At 41.0% G+C, this 18,902-nt stretch carries 14 protein-coding genes and 2 pseudogenes; 6 read left to right on the top strand and 10 right to left on the bottom strand.

What is annotated here, in order from left to right; all coding sequences use genetic code 11:
* The first annotated feature begins 12 nt into the window (after positions 1-12).
* The 3 genes from FTV04_RS00080 (at position 13) to FTV04_RS00070 (ending at position 1,821) form a co-directional block, all read left to right on the top strand.
* Positions 13-702: a Smr/MutS family protein gene (locus FTV04_RS00080; RefSeq protein ID WP_078191970.1), complete on the top strand. Its 690-nt coding sequence runs from the start codon at positions 13-15 to the stop codon at positions 700-702.
* A gap of 95 nt (positions 703-797) precedes the next feature.
* Positions 798-1,346 (top strand): GTP cyclohydrolase I FolE, encoded by a 549-nt coding sequence (folE, locus tag FTV04_RS00075; protein WP_171262632.1) that lies wholly within the window; start codon positions 798-800, stop codon positions 1,344-1,346.
* Positions 1,347-1,464: 118 nt separating this feature from the next.
* Entirely contained in the window at positions 1,465-1,821 is a 357-nt protein-coding gene (locus FTV04_RS00070) for a cupin domain-containing protein (protein WP_180003198.1), read from the top strand.
* A gap of 80 nt (positions 1,822-1,901) precedes the next feature.
* Here the strand turns inward: FTV04_RS00070 and FTV04_RS00065 are convergent, their stop codons facing one another.
* From FTV04_RS00065 to hemE, 5 genes are all read right to left on the bottom strand, one after another.
* On the bottom strand, positions 1,902-3,278 hold the full coding sequence (locus FTV04_RS00065; RefSeq protein WP_180088031.1) for a diguanylate cyclase: 1,377 nt from the start codon (positions 3,276-3,278) through the stop codon (positions 1,902-1,904).
* A gap of 106 nt (positions 3,279-3,384) precedes the next feature.
* The gene (locus tag FTV04_RS00060; RefSeq protein ID WP_373688104.1) at positions 3,385-5,259 is read right to left on the bottom strand and encodes a DUF4105 domain-containing protein; all 1,875 of its coding nucleotides are present in this window, start codon (positions 5,257-5,259) and stop codon (positions 3,385-3,387) included.
* 109 nt (positions 5,260-5,368) lie between these two features.
* Complete coding sequence (locus FTV04_RS00055; RefSeq protein ID WP_078190276.1) at positions 5,369-5,839, bottom strand: DUF3015 family protein; 471 nt, start codon at positions 5,837-5,839, stop codon at positions 5,369-5,371.
* A gap of 150 nt (positions 5,840-5,989) precedes the next feature.
* A complete protein-coding gene (locus tag FTV04_RS00050) occupies positions 5,990-6,781 on the bottom strand; it encodes a DUF817 family protein (protein WP_180088229.1) in 792 nt (263 codons plus the stop codon).
* 40 nt (positions 6,782-6,821) lie between these two features.
* A complete protein-coding gene (hemE, locus tag FTV04_RS00045; protein WP_180088027.1) occupies positions 6,822-7,892 on the bottom strand; it encodes a uroporphyrinogen decarboxylase in 1,071 nt (356 codons plus the stop codon).
* A 205-nt stretch (positions 7,893-8,097) separates the two neighbouring features.
* Here hemE and FTV04_RS00040 point away from each other — a divergent pair, with 205 nt between their 5' ends.
* Positions 8,098-9,318 carry a L,D-transpeptidase gene (locus FTV04_RS00040; RefSeq protein ID WP_180066393.1) on the top strand — a complete coding sequence of 407 codons (1,221 nt, stop codon included), beginning with the start codon at positions 8,098-8,100 and terminating at the stop codon, positions 9,316-9,318.
* 192 nt (positions 9,319-9,510) lie between these two features.
* The gene (locus FTV04_RS00035; protein ID WP_180088025.1) at positions 9,511-10,206 is read left to right on the top strand and encodes a pirin-like bicupin family protein; all 696 of its coding nucleotides are present in this window, start codon (positions 9,511-9,513) and stop codon (positions 10,204-10,206) included.
* 31 nt (positions 10,207-10,237) lie between these two features.
* Here FTV04_RS00035 and FTV04_RS00030 read toward each other — a convergent pair whose 3' ends face one another.
* The 5 genes and pseudogenes from FTV04_RS00030 to atzF all read right to left on the bottom strand — a co-directional run bounded on the left by FTV04_RS00030 (position 10,238) and on the right by atzF (position 17,598).
* Complete coding sequence (locus FTV04_RS00030; RefSeq protein WP_180088023.1) at positions 10,238-10,375, bottom strand: hypothetical protein; 138 nt, start codon at positions 10,373-10,375, stop codon at positions 10,238-10,240.
* 536 nt (positions 10,376-10,911) lie between these two features.
* Positions 10,912-11,313 (bottom strand): annotated as a pseudogene (locus FTV04_RS00025) (guanosine-3',5'-bis(diphosphate) 3'-pyrophosphohydrolase); the annotation flags it as partial.
* Between the two features lie 159 nt (positions 11,314-11,472).
* Positions 11,473-12,162 (bottom strand): GntR family transcriptional regulator, encoded by a 690-nt coding sequence (locus FTV04_RS00020; RefSeq protein WP_180088021.1) that lies wholly within the window; start codon positions 12,160-12,162, stop codon positions 11,473-11,475.
* A 2-nt stretch (positions 12,163-12,164) separates the two neighbouring features.
* On the bottom strand, positions 12,165-15,764 hold the full coding sequence (uca, locus tag FTV04_RS00015; RefSeq protein WP_180088019.1) for an urea carboxylase: 3,600 nt from the start codon (positions 15,762-15,764) through the stop codon (positions 12,165-12,167).
* Positions 15,765-15,783: 19 nt separating this feature from the next.
* Complete coding sequence (gene atzF, locus FTV04_RS00010; protein WP_180088226.1) at positions 15,784-17,598, bottom strand: allophanate hydrolase; 1,815 nt, start codon at positions 17,596-17,598, stop codon at positions 15,784-15,786.
* A 574-nt stretch (positions 17,599-18,172) separates the two neighbouring features.
* Here atzF and FTV04_RS00005 point away from each other — a divergent pair.
* Positions 18,173-18,583 (top strand): annotated as a pseudogene (locus FTV04_RS00005) (Fic family protein); the annotation flags it as partial.
* Positions 18,584-18,902: the final 319 nt, after the last annotated feature.

Here is an 18,902-nt window from a genome sequence, read left to right as displayed (position 1 = left end):
CGTTTTTTCATTATGAGCAAACACGATTCTTCGCTTTCAAAAGATCAGTACAACCTACTGAAATCTTTTAAAAAGCAAATTACGAATCCACATTCCTCAACGATTGCTAAACAGCCTGAGCCAACGCCAAAGACTGTTGAACAAGAGCAGGAAGAAGACTTCGCGCTTTTCCAAAAGCAAATGCAAGGTGTTCAAAAAATGAATGCAGGAAATATTGCAAAAATGGAAAAAGTGGGTCGTAAAAAACCTGATGCGCAAACGTTGGCTAAACGTGCTGCTGCAATTGGTCCTATGGAAACAGATGATGCATTACTTTCTGATACGCAAGCGATGCTCAACCCTGTTGCCAGTCAAGCTGCTTTAAGCTATCGCATTGCAACCTTACAACATAAAGTTTTTGAAGATTTGAAAGCTGGTAATCTACGTTGGTTTGAAGCTGTCGACTTACACGGTTGCACTGTTGAAGAAGCCCGTTCTGCCGTGCTGCAAATTATTCAAATGGCGAAAGATGACAATCAAAACGTCATTAAAATTGTGCATGGCAAAGGTCCAGAAGCAATTTTAAAAACTTATGTAAATAGTTGGTTACGTCAACATCGTGATGTATTGGCATTTGTGAGCGCCCCAGAAAAACAAGGCGGCACAGGTGCTGTACTGGTTCTGCTTAAACGTGCAGAAAAAAACCCACAGTTTAAACAATAATCGGATTTAACTCCAAAAGAAGGCATTGTAATAGTTTTCTGCTACAATGCCGTCCTTGTTCAATCTCTCAGTGTAAGTGAACACGTCTTATGTCTATGCAGCAATCCTACGCAAATATCCTAACTGCCGTTGGTGAAGATCTGAATCGCCCAGGTCTTAAAGATACGCCTATGCGTGCTGCTAAAGCTTTTTCATATCTTACTTCTGGTTATAGCCAGACACTTGAAGAAGTGACCAACAATGCGGTTTTCCCATCCGATAACCGTGAAATGGTCTTGGTTAAGAATATTGAATTCTATTCTTTGTGTGAGCACCATTTATTACCTTTTTATGGTCGTGTACATATTGCTTATCTCCCTGAAGGCAATGTTTTAGGTTTATCAAAATTCGCACGTATTACAGAAATGTTTGCCCGTCGCTTACAAATTCAGGAAAACCTTACTCAGCAGATCGCTGAAGCTGTGGCTGAGGTGACTGGTGCACGTGGTGTTGCTGTGGTTATTGATTCAGCTCACATGTGCATGATGATGCGTGGTGTGGGTAAACAAGAGTCTACAACGCGTACCGTTTCTTTTGTCGGTGACTTCAAAACCAATAAAGAAGAACGCCGTGAATTCTTAAGTGCTGTGCCTGAAAGCTATTAATAGAACATTCAGCGTCAGCTCTTTAAAAAAGCCTCAAACTTTTGAGGCTTTTTTTATTTGTGTTTTAATATCGCAAATCGTTTGCTTTGATAGCAAAGCACTATTTTCAGGATGAATCATGTCAGATGTATATATTGCCGGTCAGGGTTTAGCGCAAGCCAAACACAGCATAGACTTCCCTCGCCCAGACCGTTTGGTTCAGGGCAATCCTAAACGTGAAACTGCAAGCCTGTATGTACACCCCAATATGGACTGCGGGATTTGGCAATGTGAAATTGGCGCATGGAATATTGTCTTTGCACCCAATAAACAAGAATTTTTTACAATCCTTGAAGGTTTAGTACGTATTCATGATCAACAAGGTGGATATATCGAGGTTTCCGCTGGCCATGCGGGCATTATTCCCCCATCGTTTCAGGGCAAGTTTGAAGTTGTCGAAGCCGTCAAAAAATACTATGTGGTTGTTGAAGTTTAAATTACGGCACATCTCGCCATTAAACTTCTTTACCCATAAAAAAACTCCCACATAAGGGAGTTTTTTATACTCTGAATGAATTAGATATACGACAAATGCTTAGTGACTTGGATACAGTTTCGACCATTATTTTTTGCCGCATACAGCGCATGATCTGCTGCATCTAAGAAACGCTGATAATCAGGATGTCCATCATACTGTACACAACCAATGCTTACGGTAAAACTAAATTGCTGACCTTGTGCCGTTCGGATCAAACCCTTTTCAATATATTGGCGAATATTTTCTGCAATTTTCATCGCACGGTTTACACCAGTATCCACCAAGAGTAATAAGAACTCTTCCCCACCAATACGGAATGCATAATCGCTACCTTGACTATAACGCTGTAAGGCTTCGGCAATAAATTTGAGCGCAAGATCACCTGCCGCATGACCAAACTTATCATTGATCATTTTGAAATAATCCGCGTCAAAGGCGAGCAAAGACAACGGCGTTTCATTTTGCCGCGCAAAGGTAATTTCACGTGAAATTATCGTACTGAGATAACGACGGTTTAGGAGTTGAGTCAAAGAATCATTGCCAGACTCAATATATTCAGCCACCTGAAACAATTGATCAACTAGATGCTGAATTTCACGGTTCAATTCACGAATCTGTTGAATCAACTGTTGCAGCTGATCTTTTTCCGTCATCTGCATCGTTTGCTGGGTTAATTGATCCACTTCATAAATTCTGTCAATAATCAGTTGAACCTGATCTGAACCTGAAAAAGCATATGCCGCTTTATGAATGAACCATAGCCCAAACTCTGATTTTGAAAATAAGGGATGATAAAAACCAACATTGCCCGAAAAGATTTTAAACATCAGTTCATTTTCCCAGTCGAGCAATGAACCCCGTTGTTTATCTTTATGCACTGCTACATCTTGCATCGCTGAAAATAAGCGATAATTGTGTTTTGTTTCTTGGTTTTTTTCTGTATTGATCTCATAAGAGCGGCACATAATTTCTGTGCTGAACCCCGTAATTTGTACAATATAACTGCACATATGGAGAATATTTTGCGTTTGGTTTAACTCTAAAATTTCAAATATTTTACGTTCTATTTCACGTACACCACGCATGATGAACCATGACGGAATACCAACACGCGCGTGTACCATTCCAACTTTCTGCTGTCTTTTGACTGAGCTTTCAAATTCACCATTCAGTGCGACATTAAACGTTTCTAACAACCATTTTCTTAAAGTGTCGATGAGCCTTTTTTGAATGATATCGTCTTTAAAAAATTCAGCTGACTCTGGCTCACGTGACATTTGTTCATAAAAAACAGTAACTAAATGTTCAACATGCCTTTGGATAAATTGCAATGCTGCAAGATGTTCATTTTCAGTATATTGATCACAAATATCTTTCCAAGCCTGACTTAGACCTGTAATACATTCTTGATTCATTCGGTGACACAAACCACAGCTATTACAAAGCTAGCAATCATACCTTGCTTTACTTACATAAAAAAACAAATTTATTTGATATTTCACATTTTATCTATCTTAAAAATTAATAGAAAAATACATAACTCAATTTCAATTTATTCCAATCTTGATCATCTTGTTGCTGGTATTCATAGCCAAATCTTAAGGCATTTTGCTGGTTAACAATATATTGTAATTCAGCATCGAGCTTCAGATTCCATTGATGTGCATCTTGCCAATACGGAAGTTCTGCCTGAACCAGACTATTGAATCGTTCGGACCAAATATTTTGACATCCCAGTGTCGGCCCAAGTCCAACTCGCCAACCTTGATCGAGAGACTTACCGCCCTGTACCTGCATTTGAGACTGCACATAGCACAAATGTGTGCGTTCTTGATTGGCCAAGCTATAGCCGGATTGGGCTTTTAATTCAGCAACGCCATGTTGTTTCTTTTCACTAAATTGACCTGCATCTACAGATACTTGCTGCCAGCCAAAATTAAAACCCCAAGTTAGCGGTGTTTTAAATGGTGTGATCGGGTTGTAGGAATTGACCGATAAAAAATCAAAATGATTAAGCTTGAGTTGGTGATCTCGATATTGGATCGAGCCATCCCAAAACATCAACTGCGTACCAATCCGAAAGCCACCTTGCGGATCAATCAAATCATGATATGCCTGACGATGACCGAGTTCGATATATTTTTCACCTTGAACTTCACCCACTGTGGCTGAAAAATTTCTCGCATGATGTCCATTGACTGGGTCTAGACTTGGCTGCTTAGGTTCAGTTCGTTGTTTCGGTAGCGAAGACTGACTTCGTAGGGCCAAGATTTGACGTAACTTAGGCTGTGTTTCTTCCGCACTCACCTTTCGACCAATCAGCAATAAATACAGATGGTCATACGCCATTTCTAATATTTTCGCTTGCTCTGCTTCATTAAACTCAGCGAGTGCTGTCGACATGTTCGCAGGTTCAATTTCAGCGAGCTTATGTGCTTCACGTGCTAAACGATATCCATGTTGCTGCGCTTGTGATAAAAGCTGCGTTTCTAATGCAGGACGATAAACCGCTGCTTGAATCAGTTGTTCATCATTGATCGCTTTAATCGTCTCAACGGGAATCGAAGCGACTTTAAATTTCTGGGTTAAATTCAGTGTCGGGCGAACCAAATCCATTAAACCCAATAATCGATATGCACAGTTATCGCTGGCAAAATAATAGGGAAAACTGACATTTTGCATTTCCCAAATATGTTTAACCAAATAACTGGTTTCTTGCTCGGTCAGTGCTAGCTCATATTCCCACAAATCACGACTTTCAAAATCGCCATATTCTTTCACCTTCCTGTAGTACGGCATCAAGGAATATTCGCCAGGATACTGTCCTGTTAAGCCTTTCCATGCATAAGACCAGTTATCTTCACCTGCAACTGTCGCTGCATAGTTAATGGCATAGGACACCAAATTTAGCTCTTTTTGATCTTTCGGATCGAGACGCAATAAGGTATGTCCAAACATAGAACTTGGATTACCCATAAAGTCTGTGGCGTAAATTAATGTCGCTTTATACGGCTTAATTTTCCCAAACCATTCATCAAACTCAGGGCAACTCACCACTGGTAACTGCTCTGAACGGATGGATAATTCTTGCATCAGCCACTGACTACGCGCAGGGAAACGACAACGAAAGGCTTGATTAGGTTCGGCGGGTTGAAACAGTGCAGCGACATCTGCCTCTAATTCAGCTTGAGCACTTTGGCGGCCATTTTCAGCTAAAAAATAACCTGTATAGGCAACTTCACTTTGTCCTTTATGATCTGTATATAAAAGTCGTTGCCAACTGATGTGTTCAGACAGTTTTTTTGATTGTGCAAGTTCAATATATCGCTGTAGCTCTACGGTTTTAGAGAGGTTTGGATCTACAACTTGCTGAGCATATAAGATGCTCGGAATCATAAAGGTACAAAATAAAGCAATTGATTTCATTCAGTTATATTCAAATCCATTTTTATATATTTTAGATAATAAAAAACCCTGCCGAGAGACAGGGTTTTGAAAGCATCGATTAAACGTATGCTTTAAGTACTTCATCTTTCGCCATTACGCTTTGTAATGAAGCAAGTACTTGTAAAGAAGACTGGTTTTCAGCTGAATAGATTTCAGCAAAATTTGCTTTAGACACAGCAAAGAAACGTGCTTTATCTGTTGATTGGATGTTTAAAAGCTCAGCCAAAACATTCAGGCTCTCACCTTGACCAACTGCCATATCACGAGCAAGTGATTCAGCATTTTCATTGGTAAATGTTACCGCTTGAGCAGTTACTGTACCTGTACCGCTACAACCTAAAGTACCAAAGGTAATACCAAGTAACTGGTTAGTAAAAATACCGTTGGTAGTCGCAGCTAAAATTTTAGGAATTTTACCTGATTGACCCGCCCAAACTTGAGAACCAACACCACAACCTACGTCACGGTCAGCAAAAGCAGCTGTAGAACCTAGTGCAACGACTGCCACTAAAGCTAATTTTTTTAACATAGCACTTCTCCAGGGAATTTTATTCCATTGTTTTTAATTATTAAAACATGTGTAATTTTGATTACACACCTGTAGATTAACTTGATCTTTCAGAGAAGGCAAAACATTTTCATCTAAAACTTTTGGCTAAAAATAATACGTTCTTTTTCACTATTTTTTGAGCAACCAAGTACCATTTTCATCACGTTTTCCAAGAATTTTGAGCACTAAAACCAAACTGAGTAATAGCAACAAATACCAAGAACCGAGTTTCCCCCAACCGACCATATGCCATGCATCGACCTGACTTGGATATAACCAAATTTGATAGAAAGTACTGATATTTTCTGCGATCCAAATCAAAAATGCCAAAATCAACAGTACTGGTAACATGGGCAACTGAATCACATGATTTTGTAATTGAAAACTGAGCTTAGTTTTCCAAAAGATCACCACACTCCAAGCAAACAAAAACATACGAATATCTGGCACAAAAAATTTGGTCATAAAATTAAGATATGACAAAACGGCTAAGCACAGCATATTGCAAAAACGCGGTAAGTTACTGAACGACACTTGATATAGACGTAGCGAACGTGCAAAGAAACTTCCCACCGCTGAATACATGAAACCTGCAAACAATGGCACAGTCAGCAGTTTAAAAACCGCAGGCTGCGGATATTGCCATGAGGCAATATGTGGATGAGTCAGAAATATTTCCATCCCCATTGCAAGGATATGAAACAGTGCTATGACTTTGGCTTCCGCCCAAGACTCGAGTTTCAGGTAGAGTAAACACACTTGAATAATCAGTGCATAAAACAATAAATAGTCATAACGGAAAAAGCCAAAATATTCCTGACTTCCCATTGCTGCTGTTAATGCAAAAGCGATCAACAGTAATATCCCAAATAAGGCAGCCGAAGCTGCCTTATAAGAGAACTCAAAACATGATTTTATCATCTTGACCACGGTTGAATCCTAAACCTATTTCCTTGAAGCCTTATAAATACTTGGCACTATATTCGTGTACCGTATCAATAAAGGCTTTTGGATTGGCTGGATCTACCCACTGAGTAATACCATGACCTAAGTTCGCCACATAACCGGTTTTTTCACCGTTGGCATATGCATCATCTAACATGGCACGCGTCGCTTTCGCAATCGCTTCAGGCGAACCATATAATGTTGCTGGGTCTAAGTTGCCTTGCAATGCTGCACGGCCTGCGACTGTTTGACGCGCCACATTTAATGGCGTAGTCCAATCTAAACCAAAGGCATCTGCACCCGTTGCAATCATTGGCTCTAACCATTGACCACCACCTTTGGTAAACAAAATCACAGGAACTTTGCGTCCATCTTTTTCACGCTGTAATCCTGCCACGATTTTTTGCATGTAGTTTAGTGAAAATTCGATGTATTCACGGTGTGCTAATGCCCCACCCCAACTATCAAAGATTTGTACGGCTTGGGCACCTGCATCAATCTGCGCATTGAGATATTCAGTCACCGCCACAGCCAAACGGTCTAATAAGGCATGCAACACTTCAGGTTGTGCATACATCATTTGTTTCGTAAAACGGAAATCTTTGCTTGAACCGCCTTCCACCATATAGGTTGCCAGTGTCCAAGGACTGCCTGAGAAACCAATCAAAGGAACTTGTCCGCCCAATGCTGAACGAATCGTAGTCACTGCATTCATGACATAATCTAAGTCAGATTTGGCATTAAACTTAGGTAAATTCAGTACATCTTGTTCGGTACGTACAGTTTTATGAAACTTCGGACCTTCACCTGCTTCAAAATACAGTCCCAAACCCAACGCATCAGGTACTGTCAAAATGTCTGAAAATAAAATAGCTGCGTCTAAGTCATAACGACGCAAAGGTTGTAAAGTAACTTCACAAGCAAATTCTGTATTTTTACAAAGGGATAGGAAATCACCCGCTTGTGCACGTGTTTCACGATACTCTGGTAAATAACGGCCAGCCTGACGCATCATCCAAACCGGAGTTGCATCTACCGGTTCACGTAATAAGGCACGCAAGAAACGATCATTTTTTAAGGTCGTCATTCACTTTCCCAACTTAATTCGATATTGGCATCATCATATCAAAAAGGTTGTAAATATAATAACTTCTCAAGCATTTAAAAACCGATCATGTTGAGTGCCAAAAATGATATTTACACAAAACAACTACTGCATCTCCACTTTTTTTCTGTAATACTTAGCCAGTTTTTAATACACAGTAAATGAATAATTCTTAAGGTTGAATTACATGTTCGTTCGCACCATGCTCGCACTGAGCCTAAGTTGCATATTTGCTGGTACAGCTATTGCCGCATCTACTGCTGAACAACCATTAACGCCAAAAAAAGTGACTAATGTTGCAGTTCAGGATCCCATTGATCCGTTAGCGACTGAAGCTTCATCTGCAACTAGCCAGATTAGCGCTCAAGAACAAGAAGATCTGAACCAAGCATCGCAAACTTTAGACAGCTTGCAACAATCAGAAGATGTTAAAGCCGACATCGGTGCTGCACCTGCTACAGCGACTGCTACAACTCCAACACCAACTTCGCCTGCTGCCAAAGTTGCTTGGGGTTTAAATGACCTAAATAATGCGCAGTGGTATGACAACATTGGTAAAGGTCAATTCCCTGTTTATGCACGTGCGCATGTCATGCTCAATAATGCACATGCTTCACCGGGTGCAATTGATGGTACCAGTGGTAAAAATACCCTAAAGGCGATCGCTTCATTCCAACAAATGAATGGGTTGAAACCTACAGGGACTTTAACTAAAGAAACTTGGGATGCGCTGATTGCGAAACAAGGTTCTAAACCTGCATTTATTGAATATACGTTGACTGACGCAGACTTGAAAGGTCCTTATGCAGCATCAATTCCACACGACTATGCATTACAAGCAAAAATGAAAGGCTTGTACTACACACGTGTGACTGAAATGTTGGGTGAAAAATTCCACATGGACGAAGACTTTTTGAAAAAGTTGAATCCAAAAGCGACATTTAAAAAAGCTGGTGAAAAAATCTTAGTTGCGAATATTCGTAACGAAGTTCCTGAAGATATTCACCTGATCGTTGCACATAAAGGCGCGAAACAACTTTACTTGTTTAATAGCCGCAACCAAATGATCGGTTCATTCCCGGCAACGATTGGTAGTTCAGATACACCATCGCCTACAGGTACATATAAAGTAACAGGTGTTGCACCAAACCCATGGTACAGCTACTCACCGTCTAACTTTGTTCAAGGCAACAACAAAAAACCACTTTCATTACCACCTGGTCCAAATGGCCCTGTCGGTAATATCTGGATTGGCTTGAGCAAAAAATCATTTGGTATTCACGGTACACCGAACCCATCTGCTATCTCTAAAACTGCATCACACGGTTGTATTCGTTTGACCAACTGGGATGCAAATGACTTAGGTAAGAAAGTCAAATCTGGTGTGACTGTTAAATTCTTAGAATAATCTTAGTCACATTTAAAATAGCCTGCTTCGTGCAGGCTTTTTTTATAGCTGTGCATTCATGCATAACAAAAGACTCAATCATGAATGATCGTTGCAAAAATAGGATGAATTGTCGCTAAAAAACTATATATCCCGATTTAGTTCAATCTTAAAATAGGCACATGTTCAATAATTAAGATAAGGATGAATGCCATGAATGCTTTTTTACATCCAAGTGAAAACCGTGGTCACGTAAAAATGGGCTGGCTTGAGTCTAAACACAGCTTCTCTTTTGGTAACTGGTATGACCCGAAATACATGGGCGTTAGTGCGCTTCGTGTAATTAATGATGACTTAATTGCAGCACATGAAGGTTTTGGTCAACACCCACATGACAACATGGAAATTTTGACCTGCGTGCTAAAAGGTACAATTACCCATAAAGACAGTATGGGTAATCATGGTGGGATTTCTGCTGGTGAATGGCAGCTGATGAGCGCGGGAACTGGTGTTCGTCACAGTGAAATGAACCAAGGTGATGAAGATGTTCATTTATTGCAAATTTGGATCATTCCAAACGAACGTGATGCAGAGCCGACATATCAGCAAATTAAATGCGATCCACGTGATCAACCAGATCAATGGCATTTAATTGTTGGACCGAATGACAATGCACCGATGCATATTCGCCAACAAGCTGAAGTGAAAACAGCAGTCATTTCTAAAGGTCAATCTTTAGACATTGAAGCAACACAACACATTAACTATGTGCATGTCATTTCAGGCTCAGTGAAAATTGCTGAACATACCGTTGAAGCTGGTGGCGCAATCGCCTTTCTAGAAGCTAGCAAAATTGAAGCGCTTGAAGATGCTCAAGTGATTTGGTTTGATTTACCCGAAGTAAAATAACGAAAAAGCCCTCAAATGTGAGGGCTTTTTTTTATGCCGCTTGGCTTAGGCGTTCACTGCGTTTATACAACCACATCAACACCAAAGTTGGAATGATAAATCCTGCAGCCACCATGATGCCATGTAGGATTGAGGCATAAGGTTCAGCAAGCATGGCCAAATGTTTCATTGGAGATGTCAATGGATGGAATTACTTTAAACATCTCGAAGTCTAGCATTTCGAGATGTTTATATATGCCGCTCAGCATCTAATTATCGAGATAAAATTCATCAATCAAAGGTGATTTTATTCTATTGCTGATGCAATCTATCTAATCAGCCTTCAGTTTCCACGCGATAAAAATGATTTTGCATAAAGACGCCAAACATAGAGGCAAATAATTGCCGATCTTGTTCAATTTGAAAGATGCCCCCGAAATAGTCCCGATCTGTGGTTAAAATTAAATCTAAGAATGTTGCCTGCTTGGGAACTACTCCCTTTCTTTGGCAATATGCAAAATATGCGCTGACATCTTCAAATAAAATCCACCATTCCTGTGGACTTCCAATCTGAACGCCACCTAATGAATGCTCTAGATCAAACATCGCATTGAGAAGATATTGAAAATTTTGCTGTGAACTTTGAAATTGAAATCTCGGATAATCTGTTGTTAGATTTAAATTGATCAGATGTAAATGGACGCTCCGAGCACACTCTAATCTATGTTTAACTTTTACATATTGTTGATACCGACGTCGATCTTTTGCTGTGACCGTGGTTAAGCGAGACAAATCCATATTGTCATGCAAATCACTGAGTTTTACTTCACACGCTACTGCGTTTTTGGCGGTACGCTGCGCAGCTTGAAATCGGTTCTCACCTGCTGTTTTAGTCAGTGCCAGTATCGCGTCAATAATATGCGCTTGAAAACCCATGGCACGAAGCTCATCCGTCGTTGTCGCAGTATCTTCTAAAATGTCATGCAATACAGCAACGATTTTAGCGTCGGGATGTTGCACATTTTGCATCACACGAAGTGGATGCTGAATATAAGCTTGACCCGCTTTATCGACTTGTCCGAAATGGCGTTCAGTCGCCAAAGAAATCGCGTTTTCTAAAGTTGAAATATAGAACCTCCTCTTCGTGGTTTTTTTTATTTTTCTCCATCATATTAACCAATGAATACAGATATTTGTAGCTCTAAGTGCTGCCCGAACGACACAGATTGACTCGTAAAATGCATATTTTCTAAGACTTTCCGTCAGGTAGATCTTTTGCAAATACTTCTATGCCATTCGCGCCAACATTTCCAAAGTAATTTTTTTCACCTCTTCTTTGCTTTGCTGAATATGGCTGCGCATCTTCTCTAGTGCAGCTGTCACATCATGTTCGAGTATCAATTGTAAAATCTGTTGATGCTCTGCATAAGTGGCTTCAATTCGATAATCTTTAGAGAAATCTAAACGTCGAATAATACGAATTTTTTCACTCACATCCCGATGCACTTTCGCCATTTCACTATTACCGATTGCCTCAACCAATTGGCAGTGAAATGCTTCATCTTGCATCGATAAAGTTTTTAAATCATGCAAATACTGTTCGGGCTGAATACACCACAAATTCACCAAGTCCTGTAAAGCCTGTTTGAGTTGCTCTGATTCCATTTTGCAGAGCTGCTCAATGGCATAGCATTCAAGCAAAATCCGCAAATCATACAGTTCTTCATAAGCTTGAAAGTTCAGCGGCTTCACCTCCCAACCGCTACGAAAATGTACTCTTACATAGCCATCTTGCTGTAAACGGTATAAAGCCTGACGTACGGGTGTACGGCTCACTTCATACAACTCGGCAATTTCAGATTCGGTAAACCGTGCGCCCGGTTTGAGCTGGAAATCAAAAATATCGTTTTTTATTTTTTGGAAAACCAGCTCAGACAAGTTGTCTGAGCTTTTCCCAACAATGGTGGTTGTGGTCATGTTTATTCCATATAAACCAGCGGCTCACCGCTATGTACCGTTTGTCCTGCACGGCAGATAATCGCTTTCACTATGCCGTCATCATCGGCATAGACTGGAAGCTCCATTTTCATCGCTTCAATAATGGCTACAGTCTCACCTTTCTTCACAGACTGTCCAGCTTCGACAAAAATTTTCCAAATGTTGCCGGTCATCGATGCATTCAAGGCTGCAAATTGGCTATAGTCAGTATCATCTTGCAGGATTTCTATTTCCGCAGGCGCATCGAACTCATCTTTCCAGCGTTCAACTTCAGTTGTAAATGCCTGCTGCTGCTGCGCTTTAAATTCGGCAATACTGTCCTTCTCTGTTTCCAAAAAGGCTTGATAGGCTGCAAAATCAAATTCAGTTTCTTCAATTTTGATTTCCGCCACACCATTGGCAAAGTCGGCACGGAATTGATCGAGTTCAGCTTCGGTTACTTCATAATATTTAATTTGATCAAAGAAGCGTAAGAACCATTGCTGATCGCCAAACTGCTTGTTCTTTTTAAACTTATTCCAAATAGGCAATGTACGACCAATCAACTGATAACCGCCCGGTGAGTCCATGCCATAAATACACATGTACATACCGCCAATACCGACTGTGCCTTCTGCGGTAAAGGTACGTGCAGGATTATATTTCGAGCTGAGTAAACGATGACGTGGATCAATTGGCACGGCACAAGGTGCGGTTAAATATACATCGCCTAAACCTAAAATCAGGTAATTGGCATCAAAAATGATGTCTTTGACTTGCTCACGGCTGTCTAAGCCATTAATGCGCTGAATGAAATCGACGTTATTTGGCAACCACGGCGCTTTGGAACAGACACTTTCTTGATAACGTTCTACAGCACCTAAAGTTGCCGAATCCTCAAATGCCATCGGCAAGTGAATAATACGGGATGGAATTTTGATTTGGCTCAAATCCCCCATCTCATTTTCCAGACCCAATAAGAACTGGATTAAATTCGCTTGGCTGAAACGCAATCCATCATATTTAATTTGCAGTGAACGTACACCCGGAGAAAGCTCTAAAATGCCCTCAATGTTCGCTTCACGAATGAGCTGCATCAGTCGATAAACACGTAAGCGTAATGCAAGGTCGAGGACATTTTCGCCATATTCCAGCAAGATGTAACTGTCACCCGCCTGACGATACACCGCTTTTGGCGCATGGGAATCTGCTTCACGCACAGCCAATATCCCTTCAGGCTTGCATTCAAAATTTGCCAACTCTGACTTTTCAGGTGCTTGGGCAAAGTTTTGGATATCGGCAATTTGCTGAACTTCCAAGGCATTGGCTTGTTCCACACTCATTGGATAGAAACTGATGCTGTCATCTGCCTTCAGTTGACCAATCTTCCAAAGTTCTGCTTTGGCAATCGTGACTGGGCAAACAAAGCCACCGAGGCTTGGGCCATCTTTAGCCAAAATCACAGGGAAATCACCAGTGAAGTTAATCGCCCCAATGGCATATTCACAATCATGCACATTGGATGGATGCAAACCTGCTTCACCGCCATTTTCACGTGCCCAGCTTGGTGTCGGACCTGTTAGGCGAATACCTAAACGGTTTGAATTAAAGTGCACATTCCATGTTGAAGCAAAGAATTCTTCAATATATTCAGGTTTAAAGAAATCGGGTGCACCATGCGGACCATACAGCACGCCAATTTTCCATTCTTTGCCATAGCTTGGAATACGCTCTGCTGCCAAAGCTTGTGGTGCTGCTGTAGCAATTTCCAATCCATCCAAAGGCAGGCTAGGATTGACCATTTTAATCATGTCGCCTGCGCGCAGCCCTCGCCCTGCATGACCGCCAAAATTACCCAATGCAAAGGTTGAACGACTGCCTAGATATTTAGGTACATTTAACCCATTGCGGATTGCAAGATATGTACGGCAACCCGATTCAACTTGTCCTAGTACCAAAGTTTGCCCAGCTTTGATGTTGATCGGCTGCCAAAAATCGACATTTACTCCATCTAGAGCCGCGCTGCATGGCGCACCTGCTAAGGCTACGATGCTGTCGGCATGAAATTTAAGACTTGGTCCTTGTAAGGTAAATTCAAAGCCTGCTGCCGATTTTGGATTACCCACAACTTGATTGGCCAACTGAAATGCATAATCATCCATTGGGCCTGATGGCGGTACACCAATATCCCAATAGCCCACACGCCCCGGATAATCCTGAATCGTACTTTGTGTACCTGGTTGCAGCACCTCAATCACATTTGGCACATATTTAAAATCATCCAGCAGGCGTGTCCAAATTTGCATATTTTCAAAGCGTGCATCAGACACTACGGTATGCGCATAGTCTAAGTTGGTGCTGATGCCATTCAGACGGGTTTCAGCCAAGGCTGTTTTTAACTTAGCAACCGCACTGTCTCGGTCTGCCGCATGCACAATAATTTTGGCAATCATCGGGTCAAAATATTGTGAAATTTCTGTGCCTGTAGATACCCACGTATCCACACGGATGTCTTCAGGGAAATATACATCCGTGAGTACACCAGGACTTGGCTGGAAGTTTTTCACTGGATCTTCTGCATAAATCCGCACTTCAATGGCAGCGCCATTGGGCTGAATATTGCTGAGTTTTTCCCAATCTAAAGCATCACCTGCCGCCACTTTCAGCATGCATTCAATCAGATCTAATCCTGTCACCATTTCAGTGACTGGATGTTCAACCTGCAAACGGGTATTTACTTCAAGGAAATACACTTCATCACGGACAGCATCATAGATAAACTCAACCGTACCTGCGCTGCGGTATTTCACCAATTGACCAAGCTCTACAGCAGCACGGTGCAATTTTTGACGGGTTGCTTCAGGTAAATGCGGTGCTGGTGTTTCTTCCACCACTTTTTGGTTACGGCGCTGCAAGGAACAATCACGCTCACCAAAGGCAACGACTTGACCTAAACCATCACCAAAAATTTGTACTTCTACATGACGGGCTTTATCGACAAAACGCTCGAGGAAAACACCCGCATCTTTAAAAAACTGCTCGCCTAGACGCTTTACACTTTCATACGCATCTTTTAATGATTGTTCATCATCACAGCGGGTTAAACCAATCCCGCCACCGCCTGCGGTGCTTTTCAGCATGATGGGATAGCCAATCTCTGCAGCAGATGCGAGTGCTTCATCCAAACTTGCCAATAAACCTGTGCCCGGTGTCATGGGTACATTGGCTGCCGCAGCCAATTCACGTGCACGATGCTTCAAGCCAAATTCTAAAATTTGTTCGGCGGTTGGCCCCATAAAAGCAATGTTATTTTCCTCACATGCACGGGCAAAGTCGGCACTTTCAGATAAGAAACCATAACCGGGAAATATTGCTTCAGCACCAGTTTGTTTGGCTGCTTGAATCAATTTTTCAATACTTAAATAAGTCTCTGCAGGTTTAATACCTTCAAGAGAAACTGCCACATCTGCATCTAAGACATGCTGTGCATAACGGTCGGTCTCTGAATACACGGCAACAGATTTCACACCTAATTTTTTTAGAGTACGAATCGCACGAACAGCAATTTCACCACGGTTTGCAATTAAAACTGTTTTAAACATGATTATTTCCCCGATTTTTTTAATTTGATTTTGCTGTTGTTGCTTGCAGTGATTGGATATAGGCGCGCCAGCCGCCAAATTCACTGATATTTTTTGCACCGTTTAGGCCATAAGGTTCACAAATAAAGCCTTTCACCCAACGTCCATCGGCAAGCTCGATATTGCCCATACCCAGTGGTGTTGGAATTTCGGCGACAAATTCACCAAAGCGTGCTTTTGGAATATCCCAAAGCTCGACAATAATTTTTTGACCCGCTTCCTGACGCGCTAAACCTGGTTTCGGAGGTACTGTGCCCGGCAGTGCATAGAGGGCGTAATCGGCAGAAGTGGTTGTGGTTTCAACATGCACGGCTTGGCGTGTTGTCAGTTGGAAATTGAGTGGCATGCCTGTGAGATGTGCGCCTACGACTGCAACTCGAAAATGTTGTGCGGATGGTGCAGACATGACTGAATTTGCTTCAGGCAATGTTTTAGCTACTGCACCGAGTGGTAATTTCAAATGCTTTTGCCATTTTTCGGCAAAATCTGCTAAAGCCGTATCGTGCCAAGCCGGTGCAATGAATGTGATTCCAAAAGGCAGCCCGTCGGCACGAAAGCCTGCAGGTACAGCGATGGCACTGAGGTCTGCTAAATTGGTAAAGTTGGTATAGGTGCCAAAGTGGCTATTATTTTCAATTGGCGATTCAGCCATTTCTGCAAGCGTGTGTATGGTTGGCGAGCTTGGCACCACTAAGGCATCAAATTGCGCTAAGGTTTGCTGAATGTCTCGAGCCAATTCTTGCTTTAAATATTCGGCGTTATAAGCATCAACCGCAGTGTACTGCTGGCCTTTTTGAATAATTTCTAAAACTGTTGGATCAAAGTCTTGTACCGATGTTTCTAATAAGTCTGCAACTGCAGCAGTTCGCTCTGCGACCCATGACCCTTGGTAAAGTTGGCTCGCCAATTGACTAAAAGCGCTGAAATCAATTTCTGTCAGTTCTGCGCCTAAGTTTTTTAATTTAGTCAGTGCTTGCTGAAATGCATCCGCCGATTGAGCATCGCCAAAAAATTCTAATTGTTTTGGAATGGCTAACTTTAATTGTGCGCTGAACGTTGCAGGCGCTGTTGCAGGATTCACACGTGAATAGCTGTCGCTTACATCAAAACCTTCCATAACATCTGCCACAGCAGTCGCATCAGCGACGGTTAAGGCAAAAATTGAAATGCAATCTAAGCTTTTACACGCAGGCAATAAGCCTGTATTTGAAAAGCGACCTTTGGTCGGTTTTAAACCAACAATATTATTAAATGCTGCGGGAATTCGTCCTGAGCCTGCTGTATCTGTACCGAGTGCAATCGGGACTAAACCACGCGCCACCACACTGCCTGAACCAGAGCTTGAACCACCGCTTACATAGTCAGGATTAAAAGTATTTGGCACTGCACCAAATGGTGAACGTGTACCGACCAATCCTGTGGCAAATTGATCTAAATTGGTTTTGCCTACAATAATCGCACCCGCTTGTTTTAAGCGTTGTACCACATAGGCATCTTCAGTTTTAATTTCAGTAAATAATTTAAACGCAGCCGTTGACGCAAAGCCTGCCACATCAATATTGTCTTTCACTGCAATAGGCACACCAAACAAAGGTAAGGCAGTCGCATTTTCAATTTGTTTTAAAGCGTCAACCTGTGCAGTTATTTGTTCTATCGATGCAATGGAAATCCATGCTGGGTCTGCATGGTCAAATTGCTCGACCAAGGCATATAAGTCTTCAAGTTGAAGTGTGTTGTTTGCGTAGCCCGCTTTCCATTCCGCTAAAGTCCAGCCTAAAGTTTTTATTGGGTTCATTGATGTGCTCATTCTTGTATCCAAGTTTGAATACTATGTTGCACACATCATGCCAACTATAATTATTCTTTGTTTTTCAATGCTTTAATATTTAAAACCAATCATTTACCTATTTTGTATAGGCAGAACAATACACTAAGTGTTCTATTAAGTTTCCAAGCTCCACTATTTTGGTGCATGACTTTTATAATCGTGATTTCAATAGTTTCTTTTGATTTAGATGCAGATATAAATACAGTGAACTTTCTATTTTCACTCTTTATAAGCTTTCAATTTAAATGTTTTTATGACTTTGAACTTAGAATAAAAACAACTGAGAAATATTTTGAATTTTATATATAGAAAAAGATACATCAATGATGGCTAAAGCAATATTGGGCTTTGAGATTGATCGGGTTGAATAGAAAAGTAGTAATAATAAAAGCTATTGATTCGCAAAATTTAGTTCAACAATCAAAACTAAAAAATGGTGCGCTCAGCGCGCACCGTAAATACAATTTAACTAATTGTTTATTATAAATATTTAAACCCAACCTACATCATTGTACCGCAAAAAATACCGTAAAAATTCAGCATTCTAAAAAATATTGATGATGGCAATGTAGGTCATTACCACCAACGAAATATATTGATTTCAGGTGCTACGACTACCCCACCTGACTATACATTGTTGAATGACAAAATGGCTCAACTAGTCGGTTGGTACAAGTCGGAAGCGCATCAGCGTCATCCTATTGAACGTGCAGCTAAAGTACACCTGGATTTTTTATTGATGGTAATAGACGCACATCACGTCTATTGATGAACCTTAAGTTGCTGAAATCTGGATATCCACCTTGCGTTATTACAGTTGAAAAATCGCGTGGCTTACTATGAAGCTTTGGATCAGTGGATGGCTTATGACAAAACTGAAGCTTTTATCCAATTGATTTCTGAAGCAGTGATCGAAGGATTTAAACCATATCAGATAATTTTAGGAATTTAGAGTTACTCCCATTTATATATTTCTTTATTTGTACTGCTGCTTAGGACATTTTATTTATTAGAGCCTTGTTGCCTAATGCTGTTATCAAAAAATTGTTCAGCGATATAATTTCAGAATGAAGAAGCCTACACATAGAATCTATCATACAAAGAATTGACCTTACCACAAACCTAATTTTATTAACTTATTCAATAGATCTCTTTCATAAATCAAAAAACGATCTTCTTTTTGGTTAATATTTGCACTCCGGATTTCTTAGCATTCGTGCATAATCTGCGGATGAAATACATCGATTCAAACAAGCTTTCTGATCCTCAGT

The organism is Acinetobacter sp. YH12219, assembly GCF_013417875.1.
GTDB classification, from domain to species: Bacteria; Pseudomonadota; Gammaproteobacteria; order Pseudomonadales; family Moraxellaceae; genus Acinetobacter; species Acinetobacter amyesii.
This window is presented reverse-complemented; position numbering and strand designations above follow the sequence as displayed.

Excerpts from the sequence above, each read along its gene's own strand:
- FTV04_RS00080 (WP_078191970.1), top strand. The coding sequence starts at position 13 with ATGAGCAAACACGATTCTTCGCTTTCAAAAGATCAGTACAACCTACTG.
- folE (WP_171262632.1), top strand. The coding sequence starts at position 798 with ATGCAGCAATCCTACGCAAATATCCTAACTGCCGTTGGTGAAGATCTG.
- FTV04_RS00070 (WP_180003198.1), top strand. The coding sequence starts at position 1,465 with ATGTCAGATGTATATATTGCCGGTCAGGGTTTAGCGCAAGCCAAACAC.
- FTV04_RS00065 (WP_180088031.1), bottom strand. The coding sequence starts at position 3,278 with ATGAATCAAGAATGTATTACAGGTCTAAGTCAGGCTTGGAAAGATATT.
- FTV04_RS00060 (WP_373688104.1), bottom strand. The coding sequence starts at position 5,259 with ATGATTCCGAGCATCTTATATGCTCAGCAAGTTGTAGATCCAAACCTC.
- FTV04_RS00055 (WP_078190276.1), bottom strand. The coding sequence starts at position 5,839 with ATGTTAAAAAAATTAGCTTTAGTGGCAGTCGTTGCACTAGGTTCTACA.
- FTV04_RS00050 (WP_180088229.1), bottom strand. The coding sequence starts at position 6,781 with ATGATAAAATCATGTTTTGAGTTCTCTTATAAGGCAGCTTCGGCTGCC.
- hemE (WP_180088027.1), bottom strand. The coding sequence starts at position 7,892 with ATGACGACCTTAAAAAATGATCGTTTCTTGCGTGCCTTATTACGTGAA.
- FTV04_RS00040 (WP_180066393.1), top strand. The coding sequence starts at position 8,098 with ATGTTCGTTCGCACCATGCTCGCACTGAGCCTAAGTTGCATATTTGCT.
- FTV04_RS00035 (WP_180088025.1), top strand. The coding sequence starts at position 9,511 with ATGAATGCTTTTTTACATCCAAGTGAAAACCGTGGTCACGTAAAAATG.
- FTV04_RS00030 (WP_180088023.1), bottom strand. The coding sequence starts at position 10,375 with ATGAAACATTTGGCCATGCTTGCTGAACCTTATGCCTCAATCCTACAT.
- FTV04_RS00020 (WP_180088021.1), bottom strand. The coding sequence starts at position 12,162 with ATGACCACAACCACCATTGTTGGGAAAAGCTCAGACAACTTGTCTGAG.
- uca (WP_180088019.1), bottom strand. The coding sequence starts at position 15,764 with ATGTTTAAAACAGTTTTAATTGCAAACCGTGGTGAAATTGCTGTTCGT.
- atzF (WP_180088226.1), bottom strand. The coding sequence starts at position 17,598 with ATGAACCCAATAAAAACTTTAGGCTGGACTTTAGCGGAATGGAAAGCG.